Origin of the sequence: Faecalibacterium sp. DFI.5.82 (assembly GCF_029076575.1) — a bacterium.
GTDB classification, from domain to species: domain Bacteria; phylum Bacillota; class Clostridia; order Oscillospirales; family Ruminococcaceae; genus Faecalibacterium; species Faecalibacterium duncaniae.
Genome location: NZ_JARFIS010000006.1, coordinates 146,922 through 166,416, shown reverse-complemented (window position 1 = coordinate 166,416; position 19,495 = coordinate 146,922). Strand labels below are relative to the sequence as shown.

The following is a 19,495-nucleotide window of genomic DNA, read 5'->3' as shown; positions in this document are numbered from 1 at the left end:
TGTGAATTACTTTGTTTGGAATTGTTTAACGTGTTTTTCCAACACGAAAATAGGTTCCGTTACAAGTTTTTCGATATTGTTCAATTTTCAAGGTCCTGTGCGCCTCAGCCTTAGCGGCTGACGACTTGTTTATTTTACCACAGAAGTGATTTTTTGTCAAGTACTTTTTTCAGAAGCTTTTCGATCTTTTCGAACTTGTGGCTCGTTTTTCAACGTATCCATATTGGTTCTTTCGCTTTGCTTCTGCCGCTTTCAGAAGTCATTCTTTCCGGCGGCCCTTGGCGCTCAAGTATAATACCACATCCCCAGCCTTCTGTCAACACTTTTTTGCATCTTTTTTGAGTTTTTTCTATATTTCGCAAAATGAGTGCTTCCGGGCAGGTTTTGAACCCCTCCGAAATGGCCACGGCCATTTCGTCTCCCCTTTGCCAAGGGGAGAGCCCTTGCAGTTTCCGGAGCGGTGTTATATTATATAATTACATTATAGAGCGGAGGAGACCCCAACCATGATCCTTACGGTCAACATCGGCAACACACACATCACGATTGCCGGCTACGAACACGACACCCTGCAGTTCAGCGGGCGGCTGCATTCCAGCCCGGCCGCAACGGTGGACGAATACGCCATGAACCTGCTGAATCTGCTCTCCTTATATCAGGTTGCCCCCGAGCGGATCGAGGGCGGCATTCTGGGCAGTGTAGTGCCCGCACTGACAGGCCGGGTATTGGGTGCGCTACGGATGTTCTGCTCTGCCCGCTTCCTGACCGTTGGCCCCGGCCTGAAAAGCGGCATCAAGCTGCGGCTGGACAATCCGGCCCAGCTGGGCGCAGAACTGCTGTGCGGCGCGGTGGCCGCACTGGAAGAGGGGCCCGGACCGCTGGCAGTCATCTCGGCAGATACTGCCATCTCCATTATGGCAGTCAACGGCAAACAGGAGCTGGTGGGCGGTGTCATCCTGCCCGGGCCGCAGCTCTCCCTTTCCGCGCTGGTGCAAAAAACCGCCCAGCTGCCCCAGATCGACCTCTCCGCTCCAGCTTCCTCCTCGATCTTGGGCAAGAACACCTCTGCCTGCTTACAGAACGGTTTTGTGCTGGGCACCGCCGGGCTGCTGGACGGGCTGGCCGAGCGTTTTCAGGCAGAGCTTGGCCCGGATATCCGCTTTTATGCCACCGGCAACCTGCCCCGCACCATCCGGGAGGCCTGCCGCACGCCGATCGAATACCGGGAGTATCTGATCACGGACGGCCTATACCGCATCTGGCAGAAAAATCGGAAAGGGTAATATCAAAATCAAAAGGAGTCCTACACCATGAATTCCAAACTTGCATCTCTGCTCTGCTGTCTAATCATGCTCGTGAGCTTTTCCGGCTGTACCAAGGTCACACAGCTGGTGAAAGACGCGCAGCCAACCAAAGCGGAACTGCTCGCAGAAATCAACGAAGAGCATCGCCGTTATGAGGGCGGTTCCTCTGACCCAACTCCATACCTACGGCATTACGATGACCCCGCTGATGCCCAGAAATCAACCGATTATCTCACTGACACCTACAGCGAATACGATGCAGCCAAAGAATTAAATCCGGAAGAAGCCGAAGAAGATGTGAACTATCTCTTCGACGCATTCTATTATGATTTTGCCTTTTATGACTATTTTGGCGGACACGCTGTATTCGATCAGGCAAAGGCTGATACTCTGCAGGAAGTCCAAAGCAGGGACAGCCTGACCTGTGAAGATTTGCAGAAGATTCTGGTAAGTCATCTTACCTTTATCAAGGACGGTCACTTCAACATCAATCAGGACTATCCGTCGGAAAAAGACATTCCGTTTTTCTTCCGTCAGGTGATGTTTGTAAAAACGGATTCGAGCTATCAGAATGCCAATGGAAAAGTCGTTGCATCCGTGGACGATCATCCCGATCTGGATGAACTGTTCAAACGCTCCATTTCCAAAGAAGGATATCTTGTGTACTATCCTGTGCTGCTGAAAGAAGCAAAATTTGATGGAACCGAGTGGGACAAGCATGTGTGCGACGAGCAATTGACCGTGCACTATGCCGATGGCAGTACGGATGTATTGACAGCAGACACTTGGAGCCAGTATTACAAAGATCTCCCCAAAGGGCAGAATACCGACTTGCGCCAGACTGACGGGATCCCGGTGTTCCAGTTTAACCATTTTGACCCGTCCTTCCTGGAGGAGACCAATGATGCAGCGGCACAGATGAGCAATGCGGAGATCTCCATGCTGGACCTGCGCTCCAATGTTGGCGGCTATGAAGAAGTTGCGCATCAGTGGTTCAACCGATACAGCCACCAACGGGTATTTGGCACTGGAGTTCGTTATTCCGTTCTTCCAGCTTCTCTTGTCGCTTCACCTTCCACCTCAAAAACGCCCCGCGCAAGCAATGACAACATTCTAATCCTTCTAAGCGGAAAGTGCTCTGCATCTTGTGCGGAGATCACACTGGATCTTTCCTATAATTTAGACAATAGCCTGATTATTGGAGAGAACACAAATGGAAGTATGATCAGCAACAGCGGCCATATCGAATTGCCCAACAGCAAGTGTTCGGTGGATATGACTTTCTCCACGGTCTATCTGACCCCGGATGGCTCCGATTATTTTGAAGAACTTCGGGGATTCTTCCCGGATATCTGGGTTCCGGCCAAAGAAGCCGAAACGCTGGCGGCAAAACTTATGGAAAATCTAAAGTAAGGTCTGACCCTCCCGGCCACAAAGAAAAATCCCCGGCGCACTTTTGTGTACCGGGGATTTTATTAACACATGCGACCGGGAGGATTCGAACCTCTGGCCTTCCGGGTCGGAGCCGAACGCTCTATCCAGCTGAGCTACGATCGCACATTACTGGCAAACCAGTGTAATGTAGTATAGCACAGCCGGAGGCAAAAATCAAGCCGTCTGGCGGCTCTGTATCCGGATTCCGTGCCCGATCCCGCGCCAGCAAGACGCTGATGCATTCTGTTTTGAAAGATTCATCTTGCAAAAGTGTGCGCATCTCTTATAATAGGTGTTGTGCCCCGGTATGCGCGGGCACGGTTTAGGACTGGAAAAGGAAAAAGAGAACATGAAATCTAGCACAAGATCCCTGACAGAAGGCCCGCTGGCAAAGCAGATCCTTCTGGTCAGCCTGCCGCTGGCATTATCCAATCTGCTGCAGGTCTTATTCAACATGTCGGACGTGGCCGTGGTGGGGCGGTTTGCGGGCTCCACAGCGCTGGGCGCGGTGGGCTCCACCAGCATCTTTGTCACGCTGTTCACCGGCTTTCTCATCGGCCTGGGCAACGGCATCAACGTGCTGGTGGCCCGCTTCTACGGAGCCAGACACCCGAACGATGTCCACGACACCGTCCACTCGGCCCTGATCGTCAGCCTGATCGCAGGCGTGATCCTGCTGGTTGTGGGGCTGCTGGGCTCCCCTGCCATGCTGCGGCTGCTGAACACCAAGGAGGACCTGCTGCCGGGTGCGATCCTCTACCTGCGGGTGTATTTTCTGGGTATGCCGGCGCTGGCTCTGTACAATTTCGGCAACGCCGTGTTCAGCGCCATCGGTGAGACCAAAAAGCCGCTGTACATCCTGAGCTTTGCCGGTGTGCTGAATATCCTTCTGAACCTGTTCTTTGTCATCGTCTGCAACCTGGACGTGGCAGGCGTGGCGCTGGCCAGTGCCATTTCCCAGTGTGTTTCTGCCGGGCTCATCCTCCACGCCCTGACCAGGGTGCAGGACTGCTACGCCCTCCATTTCAAGGAAGCAAAGCTCGACCCCGCCATGACCAAAAGCATTCTGGCGCTGGGCCTGCCTGCCGGATTCCAGAACGCCATTTTCGCCATCGCCAACCTGTTCATCCAGGCCGGTGTCAACTCCTTTGATTCCCTCATGGTCAAGGGCAACAGCGCCGCCGCAAACGCCGACCCGCTCATCTACGACTGCATGGCCGCCTTCTACATGGCCTGTGCCAGCTTTATGAGCCAGAACTACGGCGCAGGCAAGCCCGACCGTGTCAAGAAAAGCTACTTCATCTCGCTGGCCTACTCCTTTGGTGTGGGTCTGGCGCTGGGCGGCGGCCTGTTCCTGTTCGGGCGGCAGTTCCTCGCCCTTTTCACCACCGAGAGCGCCGTCATCGATGCCGGTATGAAGCGTGTGGGTGTCATGGCGCTGGCCTACTGCATTTCGGCCTTTATGGACTGCACCATCGCCGCTTCCCGCGGTCTGGGCAAGACCGTGGTACCCACTGTCATCGTCATCATGGGTTCCTGTGTGTTCCGGGTGATCTGGGTATACACCATCTTCGCCCACTTCCACACCATCCCCTCACTCTACCTGCTCTACCCCTGCTCCTGGGCTCTGACCGCCATTGCGGAGATCCTCTATTTCATCCGCTGCTACAAGCAGGCCATGAAGATCTTCCGGGAGCCGATCCCCTCTTCGCTGTAAAACAAAAAGATGGATGTCGTGCGGCATCCATCTTTTTTGTTTTTTCTGTTACACCTTGACTTCCCCGGCCAGGACCCGCTTGTAGTCCTCATAGTTGCGGGCCAGCAGGGCGGGCGTATCCAGCCCGTAGGGGCACTTGGCCTTGCACTGGTTGCAGTGCAGGCAGCCCTCGATCTTCTTCATTTTGGCCTGACCGGCAGGGCTCAGATGCTCTGCCGAAGGCGAGCGCCGGAGCAGCAGGCTCATGCGGGCGCAGTTGTTGATCTCGATGCCAGCCGGGCAGGGCATACAGTAACCACAGCCACGGCAGAACTCACCGCACAGCTCCTCCCGGTCGTGGGCGATGACCGCAGACAGCTCTGCGTCCATCCGGGGCGGGTTATCAATGTAGGAGAGGAACTCGTCCAGTTCCTTTTCCCGCTGAACGCCCCAGATGGGCAGAACGCCCTCGAACTGCGCTTCAAAGGCATAGGCGGCGGCGCTGTTGGTAATGAGACCGCCGGACAGACCCTTCATGGCGATAAAGCCCATCTCGTGCTCTTTGCACAGCTGCACCAGCTCCAGCTCCTGCTCACCGGAAATATAACTAAACGGAAACTGCAGGGTCTCGTACAGGCCGCTCTCAATGGCTTCCTTGGCCACGGACAGACGGTGATTGGTGATGCCGATATGTCGGATCATCCCCTTTTCCTTGGCCTCCAGTGCGGCTTCGTACAGGCCGGAGCCGTCACCGGGCTTGGGGCAGAAGGACGGGTTGTGGAACTGGTAGATGTCCACATAGTCGGTGCGCAGATTGTTCAGGGAGGTGTGCAGGTCCTTCCAGAATTCCTCCGCGTTCTGGGCGGCGGTCTTGGTGGCGATGTAGACCTCGGAACGGATGCCGTCAAAGGCTTCGCCCAGCTTCACCTCGCTGTCGGTGTAGGCGCGGGCGGTATCAAAGAAGCGGATGCCCGCCTTGTAAGCCTTGCGGGCCAGAAAGACCGCGTCCTCCTGGGAAATGCGCTGGATGGGCAGGGCACCAAAGCCGTTTTTGTTCACGATGATGCCAGTGCGCCCCAATGTGACCATATCCATAGGGAACCTCCTGTTTTTTCCAAAAATACTCTCTGTGCTCATTATAAGACGAAGTGCCCCACAAGGCAAGAAAAACCCTCTCCATCAAAGCGTGGCAGTGCACAGCGATGACAGAGAGGGTCAGTTTTATTGATAATCGTGGTTCAGGAACAGCGCTTTGATGGCGACGATCTCGTCGTACTCCTCCTGCTCCACCTGCACATCCGCATTGACGGTCTGCAGGCGGGCCTTGACGGCATCCAGCGCCTCGGCGGTGGTCACGGCCTGACCTTCCTCCACGGCATCGATCATCCGCTTGAGGACGATCGGGTGGGCGTAACAGCTGGGCACCGGGAAGCTGCCGTTGGGGTAGTGCTTCACATACTCCGCCATAGCGGCATCGGCCTGATCGGCCCGCTTCATAATGGCGTTGTTGTTATTGTGCGCCGTGGGCAGCATGTTGTAGCTGGAAAAGAGGAAGATGGCTGCAAAGCCGAACAGTGCAAAGTACACGCCGTAGCTGCCGGTGTGGGTGAACACCGCGTACAGGCCGTAGGCCGCGGCGGCAGTGCCGAACAGGAAGATGGCAAGGGCCACATAGCGGTAGACCGGCTTGCTCTTGAGCTGGGCGCGCTTGCGGCGCTGGGCAGCACTGAGCTCATTGGAAAGCTCGGGCTTTGCGTCCAGATACTCCTTTGCCTTGCGCAGGACCGTCACGGTGTGTTTGGCATCGTCAGACAGCTCCGGCAGCTTGCGGGCGGCCTTTTCCTCAGCCTTTTTCTGCAACGCCTGCTCCCCGGCGGCACTCAGCAGCCGGATCTGGGGCTGCTGCTTTGCCAGCAGCTCCAGCAGGGCATCCACGTCCCGCTCGTCCTTGAAGTTGCACTGCTTCTGTTTGCCGCCGTCGTACTCCACCACAAGGTAAGCCATGGAGGCAAACATTCCCTTGCCGGTAAAGCCGCCCGCACTCATGGCCACCCGCTTGAACACGCGGGTGATGCTGGTGTAGGGCAGGTAGTAGCGGCGGTCGATGTAAAAGCTGTTCAGATACAGGGCCTTTTTGCCCACGCCGCAGGGGCCGATCTTTTTGCAGGCTTTCCGGTCAGCCGCCAGCTCGGCGGGGTCGAGCCTGGCAAGGCCCAATTGTGCAGGTTTGAAGAGCATAACGTTCATCCCTCTTTTGCGTTTTTGTTTGTACCCATTTTCCCACTCCGGCAAAGAAAATGCAAGGCCCAGCCCGCACTCTTAGCCAAAAACAGGAAACCGGCCGCTGAGCTGACAGCGGCCGGTTTGTTTTACTGAGAAATTGCCGCTATGAATGGGTTATGCGGCTTTCTTCTCGGTGTTCTTCTTGGTTGCATAGATGAACAGCGCCAGCATGGCAATTGCGAAGACGATGCCGATGGGATATGCAACTGCGGTGTTGTAAGCCACCAGCTTGCCGTCTGCATAGGTGTTGATCATCTTGCCCAGGCACTCAGGAGCCAGCACGAAGTAGGTGCAGGACACAGCGCTCATAAAGGTAGCGGGCACTGCGGTGATCCAGAAGTTCTTCTTCTCCTTGAACAGGTACATGGAAGCAGCCCACAGGACGATCATAGCCAGCGTCTGGTTGGTCCAGCTGAAGTAACGCCAGATCACGGTGTAGTTGATGAAGCCCAGTGCATTGCCGATGCCAAGGAAGGCACCAACGCCCAGCACGGGGATGCACAGCTTCAGGCGGTTTGCGTAGCTGTCCTGATCGATCTTGAGCCAGTCGGACAAGGTCAGACGAGCGGAACGGAAGGCGGTATCACCAGAGGTGATGGGGCAGATAACGACACCGATCATAGCCAGTGCCACGCCAACCTTACCCATGGTCTTGAGGCAGACGTCGTAGATAGCGGCAGACTGACCGGCAGCCAGAGCCTCGGCCAGACCGACCATCTTGCCGTCGGTGATGGTGTACAGTGCGCAGCCGGCAGCGGCCCAGATCAGAGCGATAACGCCCTCGCTGACCATTGCACCGTAGAATACGAAGTGGCCCTGCTTCTCACTCTTCATGCAGCGAGCCATCAGAGGCGACTGAGTGGAGTGGAAGCCGGAGATAGCACCACAGGCAACGGTGATGAACATGAAGCTCCAGATGGGCGTGCCCGACGGGTGCATGCTGCCGAAGTGATCCCAGATCTCGGGGATGGTGTAGGCGGGGTTGGTGAAGATACCAAAGATAACGCCCACTGCCATGATGATCAGGCAGATGCCGAACAGGGGGTAGATCTTACCGATGATGGCATCGATGGAAATAAAGGTTGCGATGAAGTAGTAGGCCAGAATGATGATCAGCCAGAACAGGGTGGTGGTCAGCAGACCGGACATACCGCCGTTCTTGCACAGGGTCACGATCAGGCCTGCGGGGCCAACTGCGAACACGGTACCGACCATGATCAGCAGCACCACAGAGAACACACGCATGATGTTCTGCATCACGGGGCCCAGATAGCGGCCGGTGACCTCAGCGATGGAAGCGCCGTCGTTGCGCTCGCTCATCATGCCGGAGAAGTAGTCATGCACGCCGCCGGCAAAGATGGTGCCGAAGGTGATCCACAGGAACACCACGGGGCCCCACAGAGCACCCTGCAGTGCACCAAAGATGGGTCCCAGACCTGCAATGTTCAGCAGCTGGACGAGGAACAGCTTCCACTGGGGCATCACAACGTAGTCAACGCCATCGTTGATGCGCACAGCAGGAGTTTCGCGGTCGTCCGGTCCGAACGTATTGTCAACGATCTTGCCATAGACAAAGTAGCCGATGATCAGGAGCGCCAGACAGAGTAAGAAACTAATCATACCAGAAACCTCCTTTTATCGTCCGTGCCCGGAGCCCCATTCTGCCCCGTCACGGCCATTCCTTGGCCCTATGTTAACACAATCTTCATAAATCTGGTAATATCCTTCCAGAATGGCCCTTATATCAAAAACTATATAAGTCAGCCGTTCCCGGGAATCCCGGCAAATATTTTTTAACGTATCCTCGGCAAAACTTCTTTTCCGAAATCGTTTCAGCGGGTGATTTTCCGTTTTCAGTGCACCCTGCCAAACTTTTTGGCATATTTTTGTGCATCTTGTCTGCATTCCTGTTCTTTTTGCCGCAATTCGTTGTTTCTCTGCACAAGCAAAAGCCGCCTGCCGGACGGCCCGGCAGGCGGCTTTTGCGGTTGTGAATGGGTATCGGGAAGGTTGAAGAGGGGGAAATGTCAATTATGCAGTCTTTTTCACCGTCTGCTTTTTGGTCGCATAGAGGAACAGCGCCAGCATGGCGATCGCAAAGAGGATGCCCACCGGGTAAGCAACTGCGGTGTTATAGATGGTAGCGCGCTCGGCAGTCTTATGGTTCAGCAGGCCGCCCAGGCACTCGGGAGCCAGCACGAAGTAGGTGCAGGACACAGCGCTCATAAAGGTAGCGGGCACTGCGGTGATCCAGTAGTTCTTCTTCTCCTTGAACAGGTACATGGAAGCGGCCCACAGAACGATCATGGCCAGCGTCTGGTTGGTCCAGCTGAAGTAACGCCAGATCACGGTGTAGTTGATGAAGCCCAGCGCATTGCCGATGCCCAGGAATGCGCCCACGCCCAGAACGGGAACGCAGAGCTTCAGGCGGTTGCCGTAGCTGTCCTGATCGATCTTGAACCAGTCGGCCAGAGTCAGGCGGGCAGAACGGAAGGCGGTATCGCCGGAGGTGATGGGGCAGACGACCACGCCGATCATGGCCAGTGCGATGCCCACGCCGCCCATGGTCTTGGAGCAGACATCATAGATGGCCTTGGACTGACCCATTGCCAGTGCCTGTGCCAGACCGGTGTTCAGGCCATCAGTGACCTCGTACAGAGAGCAGCCTGCAGCGGCCCAGATCAGGGCAATGACACCCTCGCAGACCATGGCACCGTAGAACACGAAGTGGCCCTGCTTCTCACTCTTCATGCAGCGGGCCATCAGAGGCGACTGGGTGGAGTGGAAGCCGGAGATCGCGCCGCAGGCAACCGTGATGAACATGAAGCTCCAGATGGGCGTGCCCGACGGGTGCATGCTGCCGAAGTGATCCCAGATCTCAGGGATGGTATAAGCCGGGTTGGTGAAGATGCCAAAGATGACACCGATGGCCATGATGATGAGGCAGATGCCGAACACGGGGTAGATCTTGCCGATGACCGTATCGATGGAGATAAAGGTCGCGATGAAGTAGTAGGTCAGAATGATGACCAGCCAGAACAGCAGCGAGGTCATCACGCCGGATGCGCCGCTCTGGCTGCACAGCTCAACGATCAGACCGGCAGGGCCGACGGCGAACACGGTGCCCACCATGATCAGCAGCACAACAGAGAACACACGCATCACGTTCTGCATCACAGGGCCTAAGTATTTGCCGGTGATCTCCGCGATGGAAGCACCGTCGTTGCGCTCACTCATCATGCCGGAGAAGTAGTCATGCACACCACCGGCAAAGATGGTGCCGAAGGTGATCCACAGGAACACAACGGGGCCCCACAGAGCGCCCTGCATGGCACCAAAGATGGGGCCAAGGCCCGCAATGTTCAGCAGCTGGACGAGGAACAGCTTCCACTGGGGCATCACGACATAGTCCACGCCGTCGTTGATGCGCACAGCAGGCGTTTCACGGTCGTCCGGGCCGAAGGTATTGTCCACGATCTTGCCATAGACGAAGTATCCGCCCACCAGGATCGCAAGACAGAGCAGGAAACCAATCATACCAGAAACCTCCTTTTTGCCCCTGCCGGCCGCGGCCCCATTCTGCCGCATACCCGGGGCTCTTTTCTGGCCTCATGGTAGCACACTTTTTTCCAGCGGAGAAATATCTTTCCGGCATGGGGCCATATGGTTTCCGATATAGCTGCAAAGATTTTTTGCCGCTTTTCCGTTCATTTTTTGACCATTTATCAGCAAAAATAAAACCGGGCGCTCATTTTCGCCCGGTTTTGCATCCATTTATTGGTTTTTCTGTCAATTCCGAAGGGAGCAACCTTTGCCGTGCCTTAGCCGGAAAGCCCCTTTATTTCACGGTGGAAGCCGCTTCCTTGTGGAGCAGATCCACAAAGGCCTGCTCCTCGGGGCGCAGGCGGCCCTTGTCCGGGTAGACCAGCACATCCCGCATCTGCTGGCGCTGGGCCGGGCACTTCTTCAACACCAGATGGTACTGCTCCAGTGCCCTGCGGGGCATGGGCGATGCCCACATGTAGGCCGTGGCCAGCCGCTGCAGGATCGAGAACTGGCTGCACCGCTCATACACATGGATGCGGCGCTCCGGGTTGACATGCCAGCGCACACCGTCGCCGCCCTCCTCACCGGGCAGCTGGAAATCATCGTGGAGGATCTCCATATACTTGTCCAGCTCAGACAGGTCGCGGATCTCCTTCCGGGCCAGCGGGCCGTCCCGGTTGGTCAGCAGACTGTATTCAAAATCCATAATGGGTTCCATTTTCAGGCCCCGCCGGGCGCAGTAATGGGTATAGTGCTCGTCATCCTCCATGGCGTACCGCAGCAGAGCCAGATGATACCCCTGCCGCAGGACATGATCCAGTGCCTCCATGGAGCCGCCCTCCCGGATGTGGATGTGGAGCCGCTCAATGGAGGCCGCCTGCTCCAGATAATCCACCGCCGCATAGGAGGCATAGGTGGCGTGGGGGATCATTACCCGCAGTTCGGCGCAGCGCTCCTGCTCCTCCTGCACGCTCCGGTCCAGCCGGTCCACCTCCCGCAGCACCCGCTCGGCCTGCTCGATGAAGTGCCGCCCCTGCTCCGTGGGGATCATGCCGGTGGATGACCGCTCAAAAATGCGGAGATGGTATTCTTCTTCCAGATTTTTCAGCGCCTTGCTCACGTTGGGCTGAGCGGCATACAGCCGCTTTGCCGCCGCACTCACAGATCCGCATTCCATGATGGCGACGAGATACCGCAGTTCTGTAATGTTCAACTTTTTCTCTCCTTTTGGCGTTTTTATCCCTTGCGCCTAGTTTATCAGGCGGCACACGGGGCTGTCAAGCGTTGACGGGGCCCCGCTGCCGTTTTATAATGTAAGAAACAATCTGCCCGAAAGAGGTCGAAGAGGATGGAAGAAAAAAACTACCGCGTTCTGCGCATTGAGGAGCAGCTTTATGGCTGCGAGGAGCTGCCCGAGGGCCAGCCCGTGCTCTGTGATGTCCTGCTGGAGGCTGCCGATGGCACGCAGCGGGTTCTCCCCTACCCGGATGCCGAGCTGACCCGGCTGGACATCAACGAGGGCAGCACTGTCACCCTGCGGGATCACAGGCTGGCCAAGGCGGTGCACAAGGTCTATTTCACCCGCCACGGCGAGACCGTGTGGAACGTGGAAAACAAGATCTGCGGCATGACCGACAGCCCCCTGACCGAAAAAGGCCGCGCACAGGCCCGGGAGCTGGGCGAAAAACTCCGGACCAGCGGTCTCCGGATCGATGAGATCCTGTACTCTCCCCTGTCCCGCGCCGCCGACACCGCCCGGGCCATTGCGGAGGCCACCGGCATTCCTGCCCGGTGTGAGCCCCGGCTCCGGGAGCAGTGCTTTGGCCGCTACGAGGGCACGCCCCGGGACGGCGAAGAGTTCCGCATTTCCAAGACCCACTTTGCCGACCGCTACTCCGGCGGCGAGAGCATGATGCAGCTGGCCCAGCGCATCTACAACCTGCTGGACGAGCTCCGGGCCGACACCGACAAGACCTACCTGCTGGTGGCCCACAACGGCATTGCCCGGGTGGTGCAGTCCTATTTTTACGATATGACCAACGAGGAGTACGCGGCGGCAGGCATCAAAAACTGCGAGTTCGTGGAGTTTACATTCTGAACAAAGAAAGGACCCGCCGAGGGTCCTTTCTTTGTTTGCGGTTATTCCGCCTTACGGTAATGGAACTGCTGGTCTCTGGTGATGAACAGGCCGATGCTGACCAGCAGAGCGGCCAGCTCGGCGGCAGTCACGGCCAGCCAGATGCCGTCAATGCCCAGCAGGAGCGGCAGCAGCAGAACCGCCGCCACCTGGAACAGCAGGGTGCGCAGGAACGAGATGAGTGCACTGGTCACACCATCGCCCAGGGCCGTGAAGAAGGAGGACGCATAGACGTTGAAGCCCATGATGAGGAAGCTCAGGCCATAGAGCCGGAAGGCCCGGGTGGTCAGAATGAGCAGGTTTTCATCATAGCCCACAAAGAAGCGAGCCACATGGGGGATGATGAACATGGAGCCGATGGTCATTACCACCGCAACCACGCCGATAAGCTTCAGGCTCTTGCGGTAGAGGTTGTTGACCTCTTTGCGGTTATTGGCACCATAATGGTAGCTGACGATGGGCGCACTGCCCACGGCGTAGCCCACAAACACTGCCACGAACAGGAAGGATGCATACATGATCACACCATAGGCGGCCACGCCATCCTCGCCCGCAAAGCGGAGCAGCTGATAATTGTACAGGATGTTCACCAGCGACATGGAAAGATTGGTCATCAGCTCAGAGGAACCGTTCACACAGGCTTTCAGCAGCACACCGCCCTCAAACTGCGTGCGGCAGAGGTGGAGCAGGCTGGTGTTTTTCCGGTTGAGGAAGTAGAACACCGGCAGCAAGCCGCCCACCACCTGGCTGAGCATGGTGGCAATGGCGGCACCCTCCACGCTCCAGTGCAGGATACCCACCAGCAGCACGTCCAGCACCATGTTGGTGCAGCCCGCGCCCACCGTGAAATAAAAGCCCAGATGCGGCTTTTCGGCGGTGACAAAAAAGCTCTGGAACATATTCTGCAGGATAAAGGTAGGCAGGCTGAGCATCAGCACCCGGCCATAGCGCAGGGCGTAGTCCAGCATCTCGCCTTCGGCACCCAGCATCAGGGCCACCGGCCGGAGCAGCAGCATCCCCAGCACGGACAGCACGATGCCGGCGATCAGCGCCGTTGACATAAACAGGCTGAAATAGCGGTCGGCACGGGCTTTATCGCCCTCACCCAGCGTGATGCCCACAATGGCGCTGCCGCCGGTGCCCAGCATAAAGCCGACTGTACCCACCAGCATGGGCACGGGCATGATGAGGTTGACTGCCGCAAAGGCCGTTTTGCCCACAAAGTTTGAGACACACAGGCCGTCCACAATGCCGTAAATGGAAGTAAACAGCATGGTGCCGATGCAGGGCAGCACAAAACGGATCAGCCGTGAATAATCAAAGTGATCCGAAAGTTGGATTTTCTGTTTTGACATGGATTCTCCTTTTTGCAGGGGTGGATCACATCATCCCGCCGGGCCGCCAGCCGGTGCAATAGCGGGCGTAATCGCGGTCGGCCTGTTTGACGTAAAGGAGGAACTGTTCCCTGCCTTCCTTGTCCGTGACCTGACGGACTTTGGTGGGCAGGCTCTGGCGCTGGAGCAGCTCCAGTTCATCGTTGAGCTCTTCCTCGGTATCAAAAGCATCCAGCTTGGTCCAGTGGGTGGCAAAGAGCCAGATGTTTGCAAGGGTGTTATTCATATTCAGTCTCCTTTTCCGGGGCATCGGCAAGGGTGCCGGCCCGGTAGAACGGCGCAATGGCGTTGGCATCGCCGTGGCGCACGATGGAATAGGTAATGTCGCAGTAGGGCTGGATGGCCGTGCTCTTTTCCACGGTGGAGATGAGCAGCACCTGCAGCTGCAGGCGGCGGAACAGCTCCATCATGGGGCGGATGCGGTCACTGGTCATCTTGCTGAAGGCCTCGTCCAGCAGGACAAGGCGGATGCTGTTCTCGCTCTTCTGGTAGATCTGCAGCAGGCTGGCGCAGATGGCCACATAGAAGGGAGCCTGATTCTCGCCACCGGAGGAATCGCGGCTGACGCGGGAAAGATAGGCCTGCTGGCCCGAGACGGTGTTGGTCACCTTGATGTCATAGTCCAGATAGGTGCGGTAGTCCACATAATCCGAGAGGGTGGCACCGGAGGTGGTGCGGCCCTCCTGCCGGGCCCGGGTGTTCTCGTCCACATCGGCCATGATCTTTTCCATCAGCGCGTCCACCTGCCGCTCGTAGACGGGGTCGGCGGTGGCGGCAAGGTTGTCCAGCGAGTCGCCGTCGGTCATCTGCTGGTTGCCCTTGTCCACAATGACCTGATAGAAGGCGGCCAGCTGGGGGTCACGGCTGGGCTCCAGCTCAAAGCGGTAGACTTCCTCGCCGTAGGTCAGCTGCTCCATCACCTTGTTCAGCTCCCGGAACTGGCGGCGGGCGTTGAAGATATCATCCTTCATCCGGAAGAGGATATCCTTGCGGAAGCGATCCTTGCAGTCCCGCTGTGCCTGCTCCAGCCGGGCGGCGTAGCGTTCCAGATCAATGCGGACAAGACTGTCGTGCTGGGCGCGGTACTGCTCCACCCCGGCCAGACCCAGCGGATAATCGCAGACATAGTGCTCGTTGTAATCCCTCTGGGCGGGTTCCAGCGTGGAAGTGAGATAAGCTCGCAGGGCATCGTCCAGCCTGGTCTGTGCCTTTTCGGCAGTCTGCGCGGCGGCACGGGCCGTGCGCCCGCCCGTCATCAGGCCCTTTTTGCGTTCCTGTGCCAGAGGTTCCAGCAGCGGATACTGTGCAAAGAATGCCTCTGCCGCCTCCCGGCTCTGTGCGGCGGTCTCCACCGCCTTACCCTGCTCTGCCTCGCAGGATGCGATCTGCTTTTCGCAGACGCGGATATCGCCGCCCACCTGCTCCACGGCCTTGCGGGCAGTCTCCCATGCAGCTTCCCGGGCTTCTTCCTCGCGGTAGAGCTGCTGCAGCATGGGGTTCTCACGGCAGTCCGCCAGCTTCTGCTCCTGCGCGGCGTAGTCGGCACGGGCGGCATCCAGCGCGGCCCGGCTGGCCCAGAGTTCGGCCAGCTGTTCCAGCGCATGGCCCCGCAGGACGTTCTGGTACTGGTCGTAGGCAGATTTCAGGGTCTTTTCGGTCTGGGCGGCTTCGCGGCAGCGGTCGGCCTGGGCGGCAAGCTGTGCTTCCAGCGCGTCGGCACGCTCCCTGCGGGCATCCAGGCCGATATAGCGCTGGGGCCTGCGCAGACGTTCCAGCCGGAAGGGATGATGGCGCAGCAGGTCCCGGGTGGCGCTGTCGGGGAAATGCTCCAGCGTATCGGGGGTGTCGCAGCAGACGATGCGGCGCAGAATGGTGTCCGCATACTGTGCGGCCAGCGGGTTCTCACTGGTGACCTGGGCGGCAAGGCTGTCGGCGGGGGCCGTCTCCGCATGGCGGTCCGCCTTGCGGATGCCCGGGGTATCCAGCAGGCTGATGGGCCCCACCCGGTCGCCCAGCGCCACAAAGGCGCTCTTGGCGGCGGCATAATGGGCAGGCGGCACAAGGATATCGAACCGGCGGTCACCCAGGCAGGCCTCCACACAGTCCTGCCAGCTCTCGTCGGCCACGGTCAGCAGCTCACAGAAGATCTTTGCATCCGCCGTCATGCCGCGGCTTTTCAGCTCGGCGTTCACGGCATCCCGCACTTTGGTGGCGGCATCGCCGTGGGGGTAGACCCACTTGCCGCCGGACACGGCGTTCAGCTCGGCCCGCAGGGCCTCCTGCTCTTTTGCCAGATCCGCCGAAGCCTGCCGGGCAGCAAAATACTGCTCCTCCAGCGGTTTTTCGATGCGGGCCAGGGCCTCGGTCAGGGCGGGGAGATGTTCCGCCGTCAGGCGCTGGGGCCAGAGCTCCTTCTCCACCGCAAAGCCGCTGCGGTTCAGCTGGGTCAGCAGGCCGGTGATGGTATCCGCAGTTGCTTCCAGACCGTTCCTTGTCCGGGCTGCTGCATCCAGCGCGCTCTTTTTCCGGGCCAGCTCCTCGGTCAGGGCATCCAGTGCCCGGCCCGCGCCGCTGTCACCGGCCGCGCCGTGGGCCGCCAGATAGGCCCGGCGGGCTTCGGCTTCGGCGTTCTTGGCAGCCTCGTATTTTGCGTTCAGGTCGGCCAGCTGGCGGCGGCCTGCATCCAGATGGCTCTGCCAGGAGGCATCCTCACCGGCATCCGCTTCGGCGCGGGCCAGCAGGGCCGCACCCCGGTTGACAAGGGCATCCGTTTCTTTGGCAGCAGCTTCCCGGCCATACGCCACGATCTGTTCCAGCGCTGCGGCACGGGTCTGGGCCTCGGCCAGAACGGCGTGGAGGTTTTCCAGCTCCACCCGGTCACCCTGCAGCGCTTCCAGATCCAGCTCCGGCTGGGGCAGGATGTACTGGTACAGGAACTCCCGGAAGTTGGGGATCTCGTCCATGCTGGTGCCCATCTGGAACACTTCGTTGAACTTTTTGCCCAGCGGGCTGGAGGCGCGGCCAATGCCCAGGGCGCGGCAGATGCGGTCCCGGGCCTCACTGGGGCTGCGGGTGTAGGACAGGCGGCCCACGGCGGGCTTGAAGTCCTCCTTGGCGCTGGGGGCACCGGTGCGCGGATCAAGGAAGGGCAGCTTTTCCAGCGTGATGCCGTCCTCGGAGATGTACCAGGTCTGGTCACCGGGGTGGAGCTCCTGCATGGGGCCCTCGGATTCCACCCGGACAGCGATGACAAAGTTTGTTCGCTTGACGGTATCCCAGAACTCTGCACCGATATACGCCACCGTGCGGCCCGGGCGGCGGTAGGCGTTCTCGCCGCGCTGCTTGGCGTGGACAGAGCCCTGCAGGGTGCGGCCGCTCTTTTTATTGCCCAGGGCATTGAAATTGCGGTTTGTGGTCAGGCAGTAGCGGATGGCATCCAGAATGGTGGTCTTGCCCACCGCGTTGACACCGATCATATAAGTCAGACGGGCACAATCGAAGGTGACATTTTCAAAGTTGTGCCAGTTGATAAGTTTCAGGCGCTTTAATTCGATCATTCTTCTTCCTCCCCGCTGGCATCTCCGTCAGGCCGCTCGTAGAGGGCCAGTTCCTCCCGGGTGCGGCTGCTCTCGGCGGCGGCATCGGCAAGGTCTGCGTCCGGCAGAGCCAGCAGCACAGTGGGGAACACCTCGATGCGGCTGTCCAGACCGGTCAGCCGCCCCACCGGGCGGGCCAGATTATACCTGCGCAGGGTGCGCATCAGTTCCTCCAGCGTGCGCTGGTCCAGCCGCCGGGGCAGGTTCATCTTCTGCAGCTCTGTCTGCACCTCTTCCACCGTGACCAGCACCTGATCGGCGCTGGCGGCAAGGCTCTCCCGCTTTTGCAGGTAGAGCAGGCGGAGCACCAGCAGCAGGATGCTCTCGTATTTCAGCAGCCGGGCCTGGCTGCCCTCATGCTCGTTGACCAGCGCCGCCGCCTGCAGCGGAGCCGGGTAAAGCGTTACCGCATAGCCCAGCGGCGCGAACACGGCCCGCACCTCGGGCAGATGATCCTGCACATAGAGGTATTTTGCCCGCTGATCCTCCACGCCGCCCAGCACAAAGCAGTGGTTGAGCAGATAGTTTGCGGTCTCTTCCAGCATTTTATTCGGTTCGGCCATGGTCAGCGTCCTCCCTGCGGGGTGTCAGAATAAACTCTTCAAACCGGAAGCCGCCCCGTTCGACCCAGTTTCCGGTAAGGGTGATATCGTAAGCCCGGCGCGGCGACTGCGAGTAGGTGTGCAGGCCGATGATGCGGGCAAAATCGCGGGGGTATTCCTCCGCCAGCGTGGAAGCGGCCACCGCACTGCGGGCGGCAAGAGCCTGTTTTGCCAGCAGGCCCACGTTTTCCTCAGTCACTGCCATCCGGGCGTAGTCCAGCAGCAGCTGCTGTTCTTTGCGCAGCTGCTCCGCATCCAGCCCGGCCTGCCGCACCGGAGCCAGCGGCGTTTCGCTGCGGGGCGCGGCAGGCGGGTAGAGGGGCTTTGCCCCGAACACCGCCGCCGGGTAGAGGTGCAGGTGCTTTGCCACCGGGCCGTCATCCGGCGCGAACAGCTGATCGGGCGTTTTGATCTCCTCGGCATAGCGGCGGAGCAGGGCGGTGACACTGCCCTGCGAGGAGCGGTCGCTCAGCAGCAGGAACTGTGCCCGCTGCACGGCCCGCTTGCGGTAGCGGATGTGGCTCTGGTCGATCTGGCGCATCAGGGTGCTCATCTCTTCCAGTGAATCCCGCAGCTTCTGGATGAGGGCACGCACGGCAGGGGCGGCTTCGCCGGGGGCACAGCGCTCCACCCGGGCGTAATCCAGCGCCAGCCGGGGCAGGTGTTCTGCCTCGCAGTCGTCCAGCTCCTCCTCCAGATAGGCACGGTAGTTGAACAGGTTATCGCTGGTCTTGAAGCGGTGGTAAGCGGCGGCCACCACCTTTTCCTCGTACTGGTCGAAGAGCTCCAGCACCTCCTGCGGGGTGCGGTTGCGGGTGAGCCGGTCGATATAATGCCCGATGGACGCATTCAGCGCCCGCAGGGACTTGTTCAGTGTTTCCAGATCGGAGGCCACCTCCCGCAGAACATTTTCATAGGGGCTCTTTTCCTCCCCGATGTTCTGCAGCAGCTGCCATGCCTTGTACAGCTTGCCGGTGTAGGTGACAACGCGCGGGTTCAGGATCTCTTCCAGCGCTTCCAGCAGAGGGGCCACCTCGGGCACAAAGGCAAGGGCAGGCTCTTCCTCATAGCTGCCGGGCTGCTCTTCCAGCCAGCCGGTGCGGCGCAGGCGGAGCAGAAAGCCCAGCGCAAGGGTATGGGGGTCCCGGGTGGGCTGTTCGGCTTCATCGCCCGCGTCATCGGCATCCAGTGCCAGCGGCTTTGCCAGCGCCGCAAAGTAATCCTCGGCCCGGCTCACCGCTTCTGCCCGGGAGATGGAGTAATCCGCTGTGTGGCGGCACTCCTCCCACAGCAGGAGCAGCAGCTCCGCATAAAACGCCCGGTTGGGCCCCGCCAGCGGGCGGAACAGCCGCGGGCTGACCAGTTCAAACAGCTGCATCCAAAGGTTCCTTTCTTTCGATAAAATCTATCTTTTATTGTACCACAATCAGAAGGATTTTGCCACAAATACAAAAAGCCCCGGAGGGCGGCCTTTCAGCCACGCTCCGGGGAAAAATCATATAA

At 58.9% G+C, this 19,495-nt stretch carries 16 protein-coding genes and 1 tRNA gene; 4 read left to right on the top strand and 13 right to left on the bottom strand.

The window, feature by feature from the left end:
- Window positions 1-209: 209 nt before the first annotated feature.
- Entirely contained in the window at window positions 210-413 is a 204-nt protein-coding gene (locus P0G09_RS09455; RefSeq protein WP_275252523.1) for a hypothetical protein, read from the bottom strand.
- 93 nt (window positions 414-506) lie between these two features.
- Here P0G09_RS09455 and P0G09_RS09450 point away from each other — a divergent pair, with 93 nt between their 5' ends.
- Window positions 507-1,283, top strand: a complete 777-nt coding sequence (locus P0G09_RS09450; RefSeq protein ID WP_097773115.1) for a type III pantothenate kinase — start codon at window positions 507-509, stop codon at window positions 1,281-1,283.
- Between the two features lie 27 nt (window positions 1,284-1,310).
- Complete coding sequence (locus P0G09_RS09445; protein WP_275252522.1) at window positions 1,311-2,717, top strand: S41 family peptidase; 1,407 nt, start codon at window positions 1,311-1,313, stop codon at window positions 2,715-2,717.
- A gap of 70 nt (window positions 2,718-2,787) precedes the next feature.
- Here the strand turns inward: P0G09_RS09445 and P0G09_RS09440 are convergent.
- A tRNA-Arg gene (locus P0G09_RS09440) sits at window positions 2,788-2,861 on the bottom strand.
- 226 nt (window positions 2,862-3,087) lie between these two features.
- On the opposite strand from P0G09_RS09440, the gene P0G09_RS09435 reads away from it, so the two are divergent.
- Window positions 3,088-4,455, top strand: a complete 1,368-nt coding sequence (locus P0G09_RS09435) for an MATE family efflux transporter (RefSeq protein WP_249257647.1) — start codon at window positions 3,088-3,090, stop codon at window positions 4,453-4,455.
- A 48-nt stretch (window positions 4,456-4,503) separates the two neighbouring features.
- On the opposite strand, the gene P0G09_RS09430 is transcribed toward P0G09_RS09435, so the two are convergent.
- The 6 genes from P0G09_RS09430 to P0G09_RS09405 form a co-directional block, all read right to left on the bottom strand.
- A complete protein-coding gene (locus P0G09_RS09430) occupies window positions 4,504-5,529 on the bottom strand; it encodes an aldo/keto reductase (protein WP_275252521.1) in 1,026 nt (341 codons plus the stop codon).
- A gap of 126 nt (window positions 5,530-5,655) precedes the next feature.
- Window positions 5,656-6,672 (bottom strand): ATPase P, encoded by a 1,017-nt coding sequence (locus tag P0G09_RS09425; RefSeq protein WP_275252520.1) that lies wholly within the window; start codon window positions 6,670-6,672, stop codon window positions 5,656-5,658.
- A gap of 159 nt (window positions 6,673-6,831) precedes the next feature.
- Window positions 6,832-8,337, bottom strand: a complete 1,506-nt coding sequence (locus tag P0G09_RS09420; protein ID WP_275252519.1) for a carbon starvation CstA family protein — start codon at window positions 8,335-8,337, stop codon at window positions 6,832-6,834.
- 411 nt (window positions 8,338-8,748) lie between these two features.
- On the bottom strand, window positions 8,749-10,254 hold the full coding sequence (locus P0G09_RS09415) for a carbon starvation CstA family protein (RefSeq protein WP_275252518.1): 1,506 nt from the start codon (window positions 10,252-10,254) through the stop codon (window positions 8,749-8,751).
- Window positions 10,255-10,326: 72 nt separating this feature from the next.
- Window positions 10,327-10,491, bottom strand: a complete 165-nt coding sequence (locus tag P0G09_RS09410) for a hypothetical protein (RefSeq protein ID WP_275252517.1) — start codon at window positions 10,489-10,491, stop codon at window positions 10,327-10,329.
- A gap of 64 nt (window positions 10,492-10,555) precedes the next feature.
- Window positions 10,556-11,476: a LysR family transcriptional regulator gene (locus P0G09_RS09405; protein ID WP_275252516.1), complete on the bottom strand. Its 921-nt coding sequence runs from the start codon at window positions 11,474-11,476 to the stop codon at window positions 10,556-10,558.
- A gap of 348 nt (window positions 11,477-11,824) precedes the next feature.
- On the opposite strand from P0G09_RS09405, the gene P0G09_RS09400 reads away from it, so the two are divergent.
- Window positions 11,825-12,361, top strand: coding sequence for a histidine phosphatase family protein (locus tag P0G09_RS09400; RefSeq protein WP_098925261.1), 537 nt, complete (start codon window positions 11,825-11,827; stop codon window positions 12,359-12,361).
- A gap of 41 nt (window positions 12,362-12,402) precedes the next feature.
- Here the strand turns inward: P0G09_RS09400 and P0G09_RS09395 are convergent, their stop codons facing one another.
- The 5 genes from P0G09_RS09395 to P0G09_RS09375 are packed head-to-tail and all read right to left on the bottom strand — an operon-like array spanning window position 12,403 to window position 19,370.
- Window positions 12,403-13,755, bottom strand: a complete 1,353-nt coding sequence (locus P0G09_RS09395; RefSeq protein ID WP_156181974.1) for an MATE family efflux transporter — start codon at window positions 13,753-13,755, stop codon at window positions 12,403-12,405.
- Between the two features lie 25 nt (window positions 13,756-13,780).
- The gene (locus tag P0G09_RS09390) at window positions 13,781-14,020 is read right to left on the bottom strand and encodes a hypothetical protein (RefSeq protein WP_005929223.1); all 240 of its coding nucleotides are present in this window, start codon (window positions 14,018-14,020) and stop codon (window positions 13,781-13,783) included.
- Window positions 14,013-17,351, bottom strand: a complete 3,339-nt coding sequence (locus tag P0G09_RS09385; RefSeq protein WP_275252515.1) for an SbcC/MukB-like Walker B domain-containing protein — start codon at window positions 17,349-17,351, stop codon at window positions 14,013-14,015. Before P0G09_RS09385 ends, P0G09_RS09390 begins: the two co-directional genes overlap by 8 nt.
- Entirely contained in the window at window positions 17,348-17,953 is a 606-nt protein-coding gene (locus P0G09_RS09380; protein WP_005929221.1) for a DUF4194 domain-containing protein, read from the bottom strand. The genes P0G09_RS09385 and P0G09_RS09380 overlap by 4 nt, the downstream gene beginning before the upstream one ends.
- Entirely contained in the window at window positions 17,937-19,370 is a 1,434-nt protein-coding gene (locus tag P0G09_RS09375) for a Wadjet anti-phage system protein JetA family protein (protein WP_156062298.1), read from the bottom strand. Before P0G09_RS09375 ends, P0G09_RS09380 begins: the two co-directional genes overlap by 17 nt.
- Window positions 19,371-19,495: the final 125 nt, after the last annotated feature.

Excerpts from the sequence above, each read along its gene's own strand:
- P0G09_RS09455 (WP_275252523.1), bottom strand. The coding sequence starts at position 413 with ATGGCCGTGGCCATTTCGGAGGGGTTCAAAACCTGCCCGGAAGCACTC.
- P0G09_RS09450 (WP_097773115.1), top strand. The coding sequence starts at position 507 with ATGATCCTTACGGTCAACATCGGCAACACACACATCACGATTGCCGGC.
- P0G09_RS09445 (WP_275252522.1), top strand. The coding sequence starts at position 1,311 with ATGAATTCCAAACTTGCATCTCTGCTCTGCTGTCTAATCATGCTCGTG.
- P0G09_RS09435 (WP_249257647.1), top strand. The coding sequence starts at position 3,088 with ATGAAATCTAGCACAAGATCCCTGACAGAAGGCCCGCTGGCAAAGCAG.
- P0G09_RS09430 (WP_275252521.1), bottom strand. The coding sequence starts at position 5,529 with ATGGATATGGTCACATTGGGGCGCACTGGCATCATCGTGAACAAAAAC.
- P0G09_RS09425 (WP_275252520.1), bottom strand. The coding sequence starts at position 6,672 with ATGCTCTTCAAACCTGCACAATTGGGCCTTGCCAGGCTCGACCCCGCC.
- P0G09_RS09420 (WP_275252519.1), bottom strand. The coding sequence starts at position 8,337 with ATGATTAGTTTCTTACTCTGTCTGGCGCTCCTGATCATCGGCTACTTT.
- P0G09_RS09415 (WP_275252518.1), bottom strand. The coding sequence starts at position 10,254 with ATGATTGGTTTCCTGCTCTGTCTTGCGATCCTGGTGGGCGGATACTTC.
- P0G09_RS09410 (WP_275252517.1), bottom strand. The coding sequence starts at position 10,491 with ATGGATGCAAAACCGGGCGAAAATGAGCGCCCGGTTTTATTTTTGCTG.
- P0G09_RS09395 (WP_156181974.1), bottom strand. The coding sequence starts at position 13,755 with ATGTCAAAACAGAAAATCCAACTTTCGGATCACTTTGATTATTCACGG.
- P0G09_RS09390 (WP_005929223.1), bottom strand. The coding sequence starts at position 14,020 with ATGAATAACACCCTTGCAAACATCTGGCTCTTTGCCACCCACTGGACC.
- P0G09_RS09385 (WP_275252515.1), bottom strand. The coding sequence starts at position 17,351 with ATGATCGAATTAAAGCGCCTGAAACTTATCAACTGGCACAACTTTGAA.
- P0G09_RS09380 (WP_005929221.1), bottom strand. The coding sequence starts at position 17,953 with ATGGCCGAACCGAATAAAATGCTGGAAGAGACCGCAAACTATCTGCTC.
- P0G09_RS09375 (WP_156062298.1), bottom strand. The coding sequence starts at position 19,370 with ATGCAGCTGTTTGAACTGGTCAGCCCGCGGCTGTTCCGCCCGCTGGCG.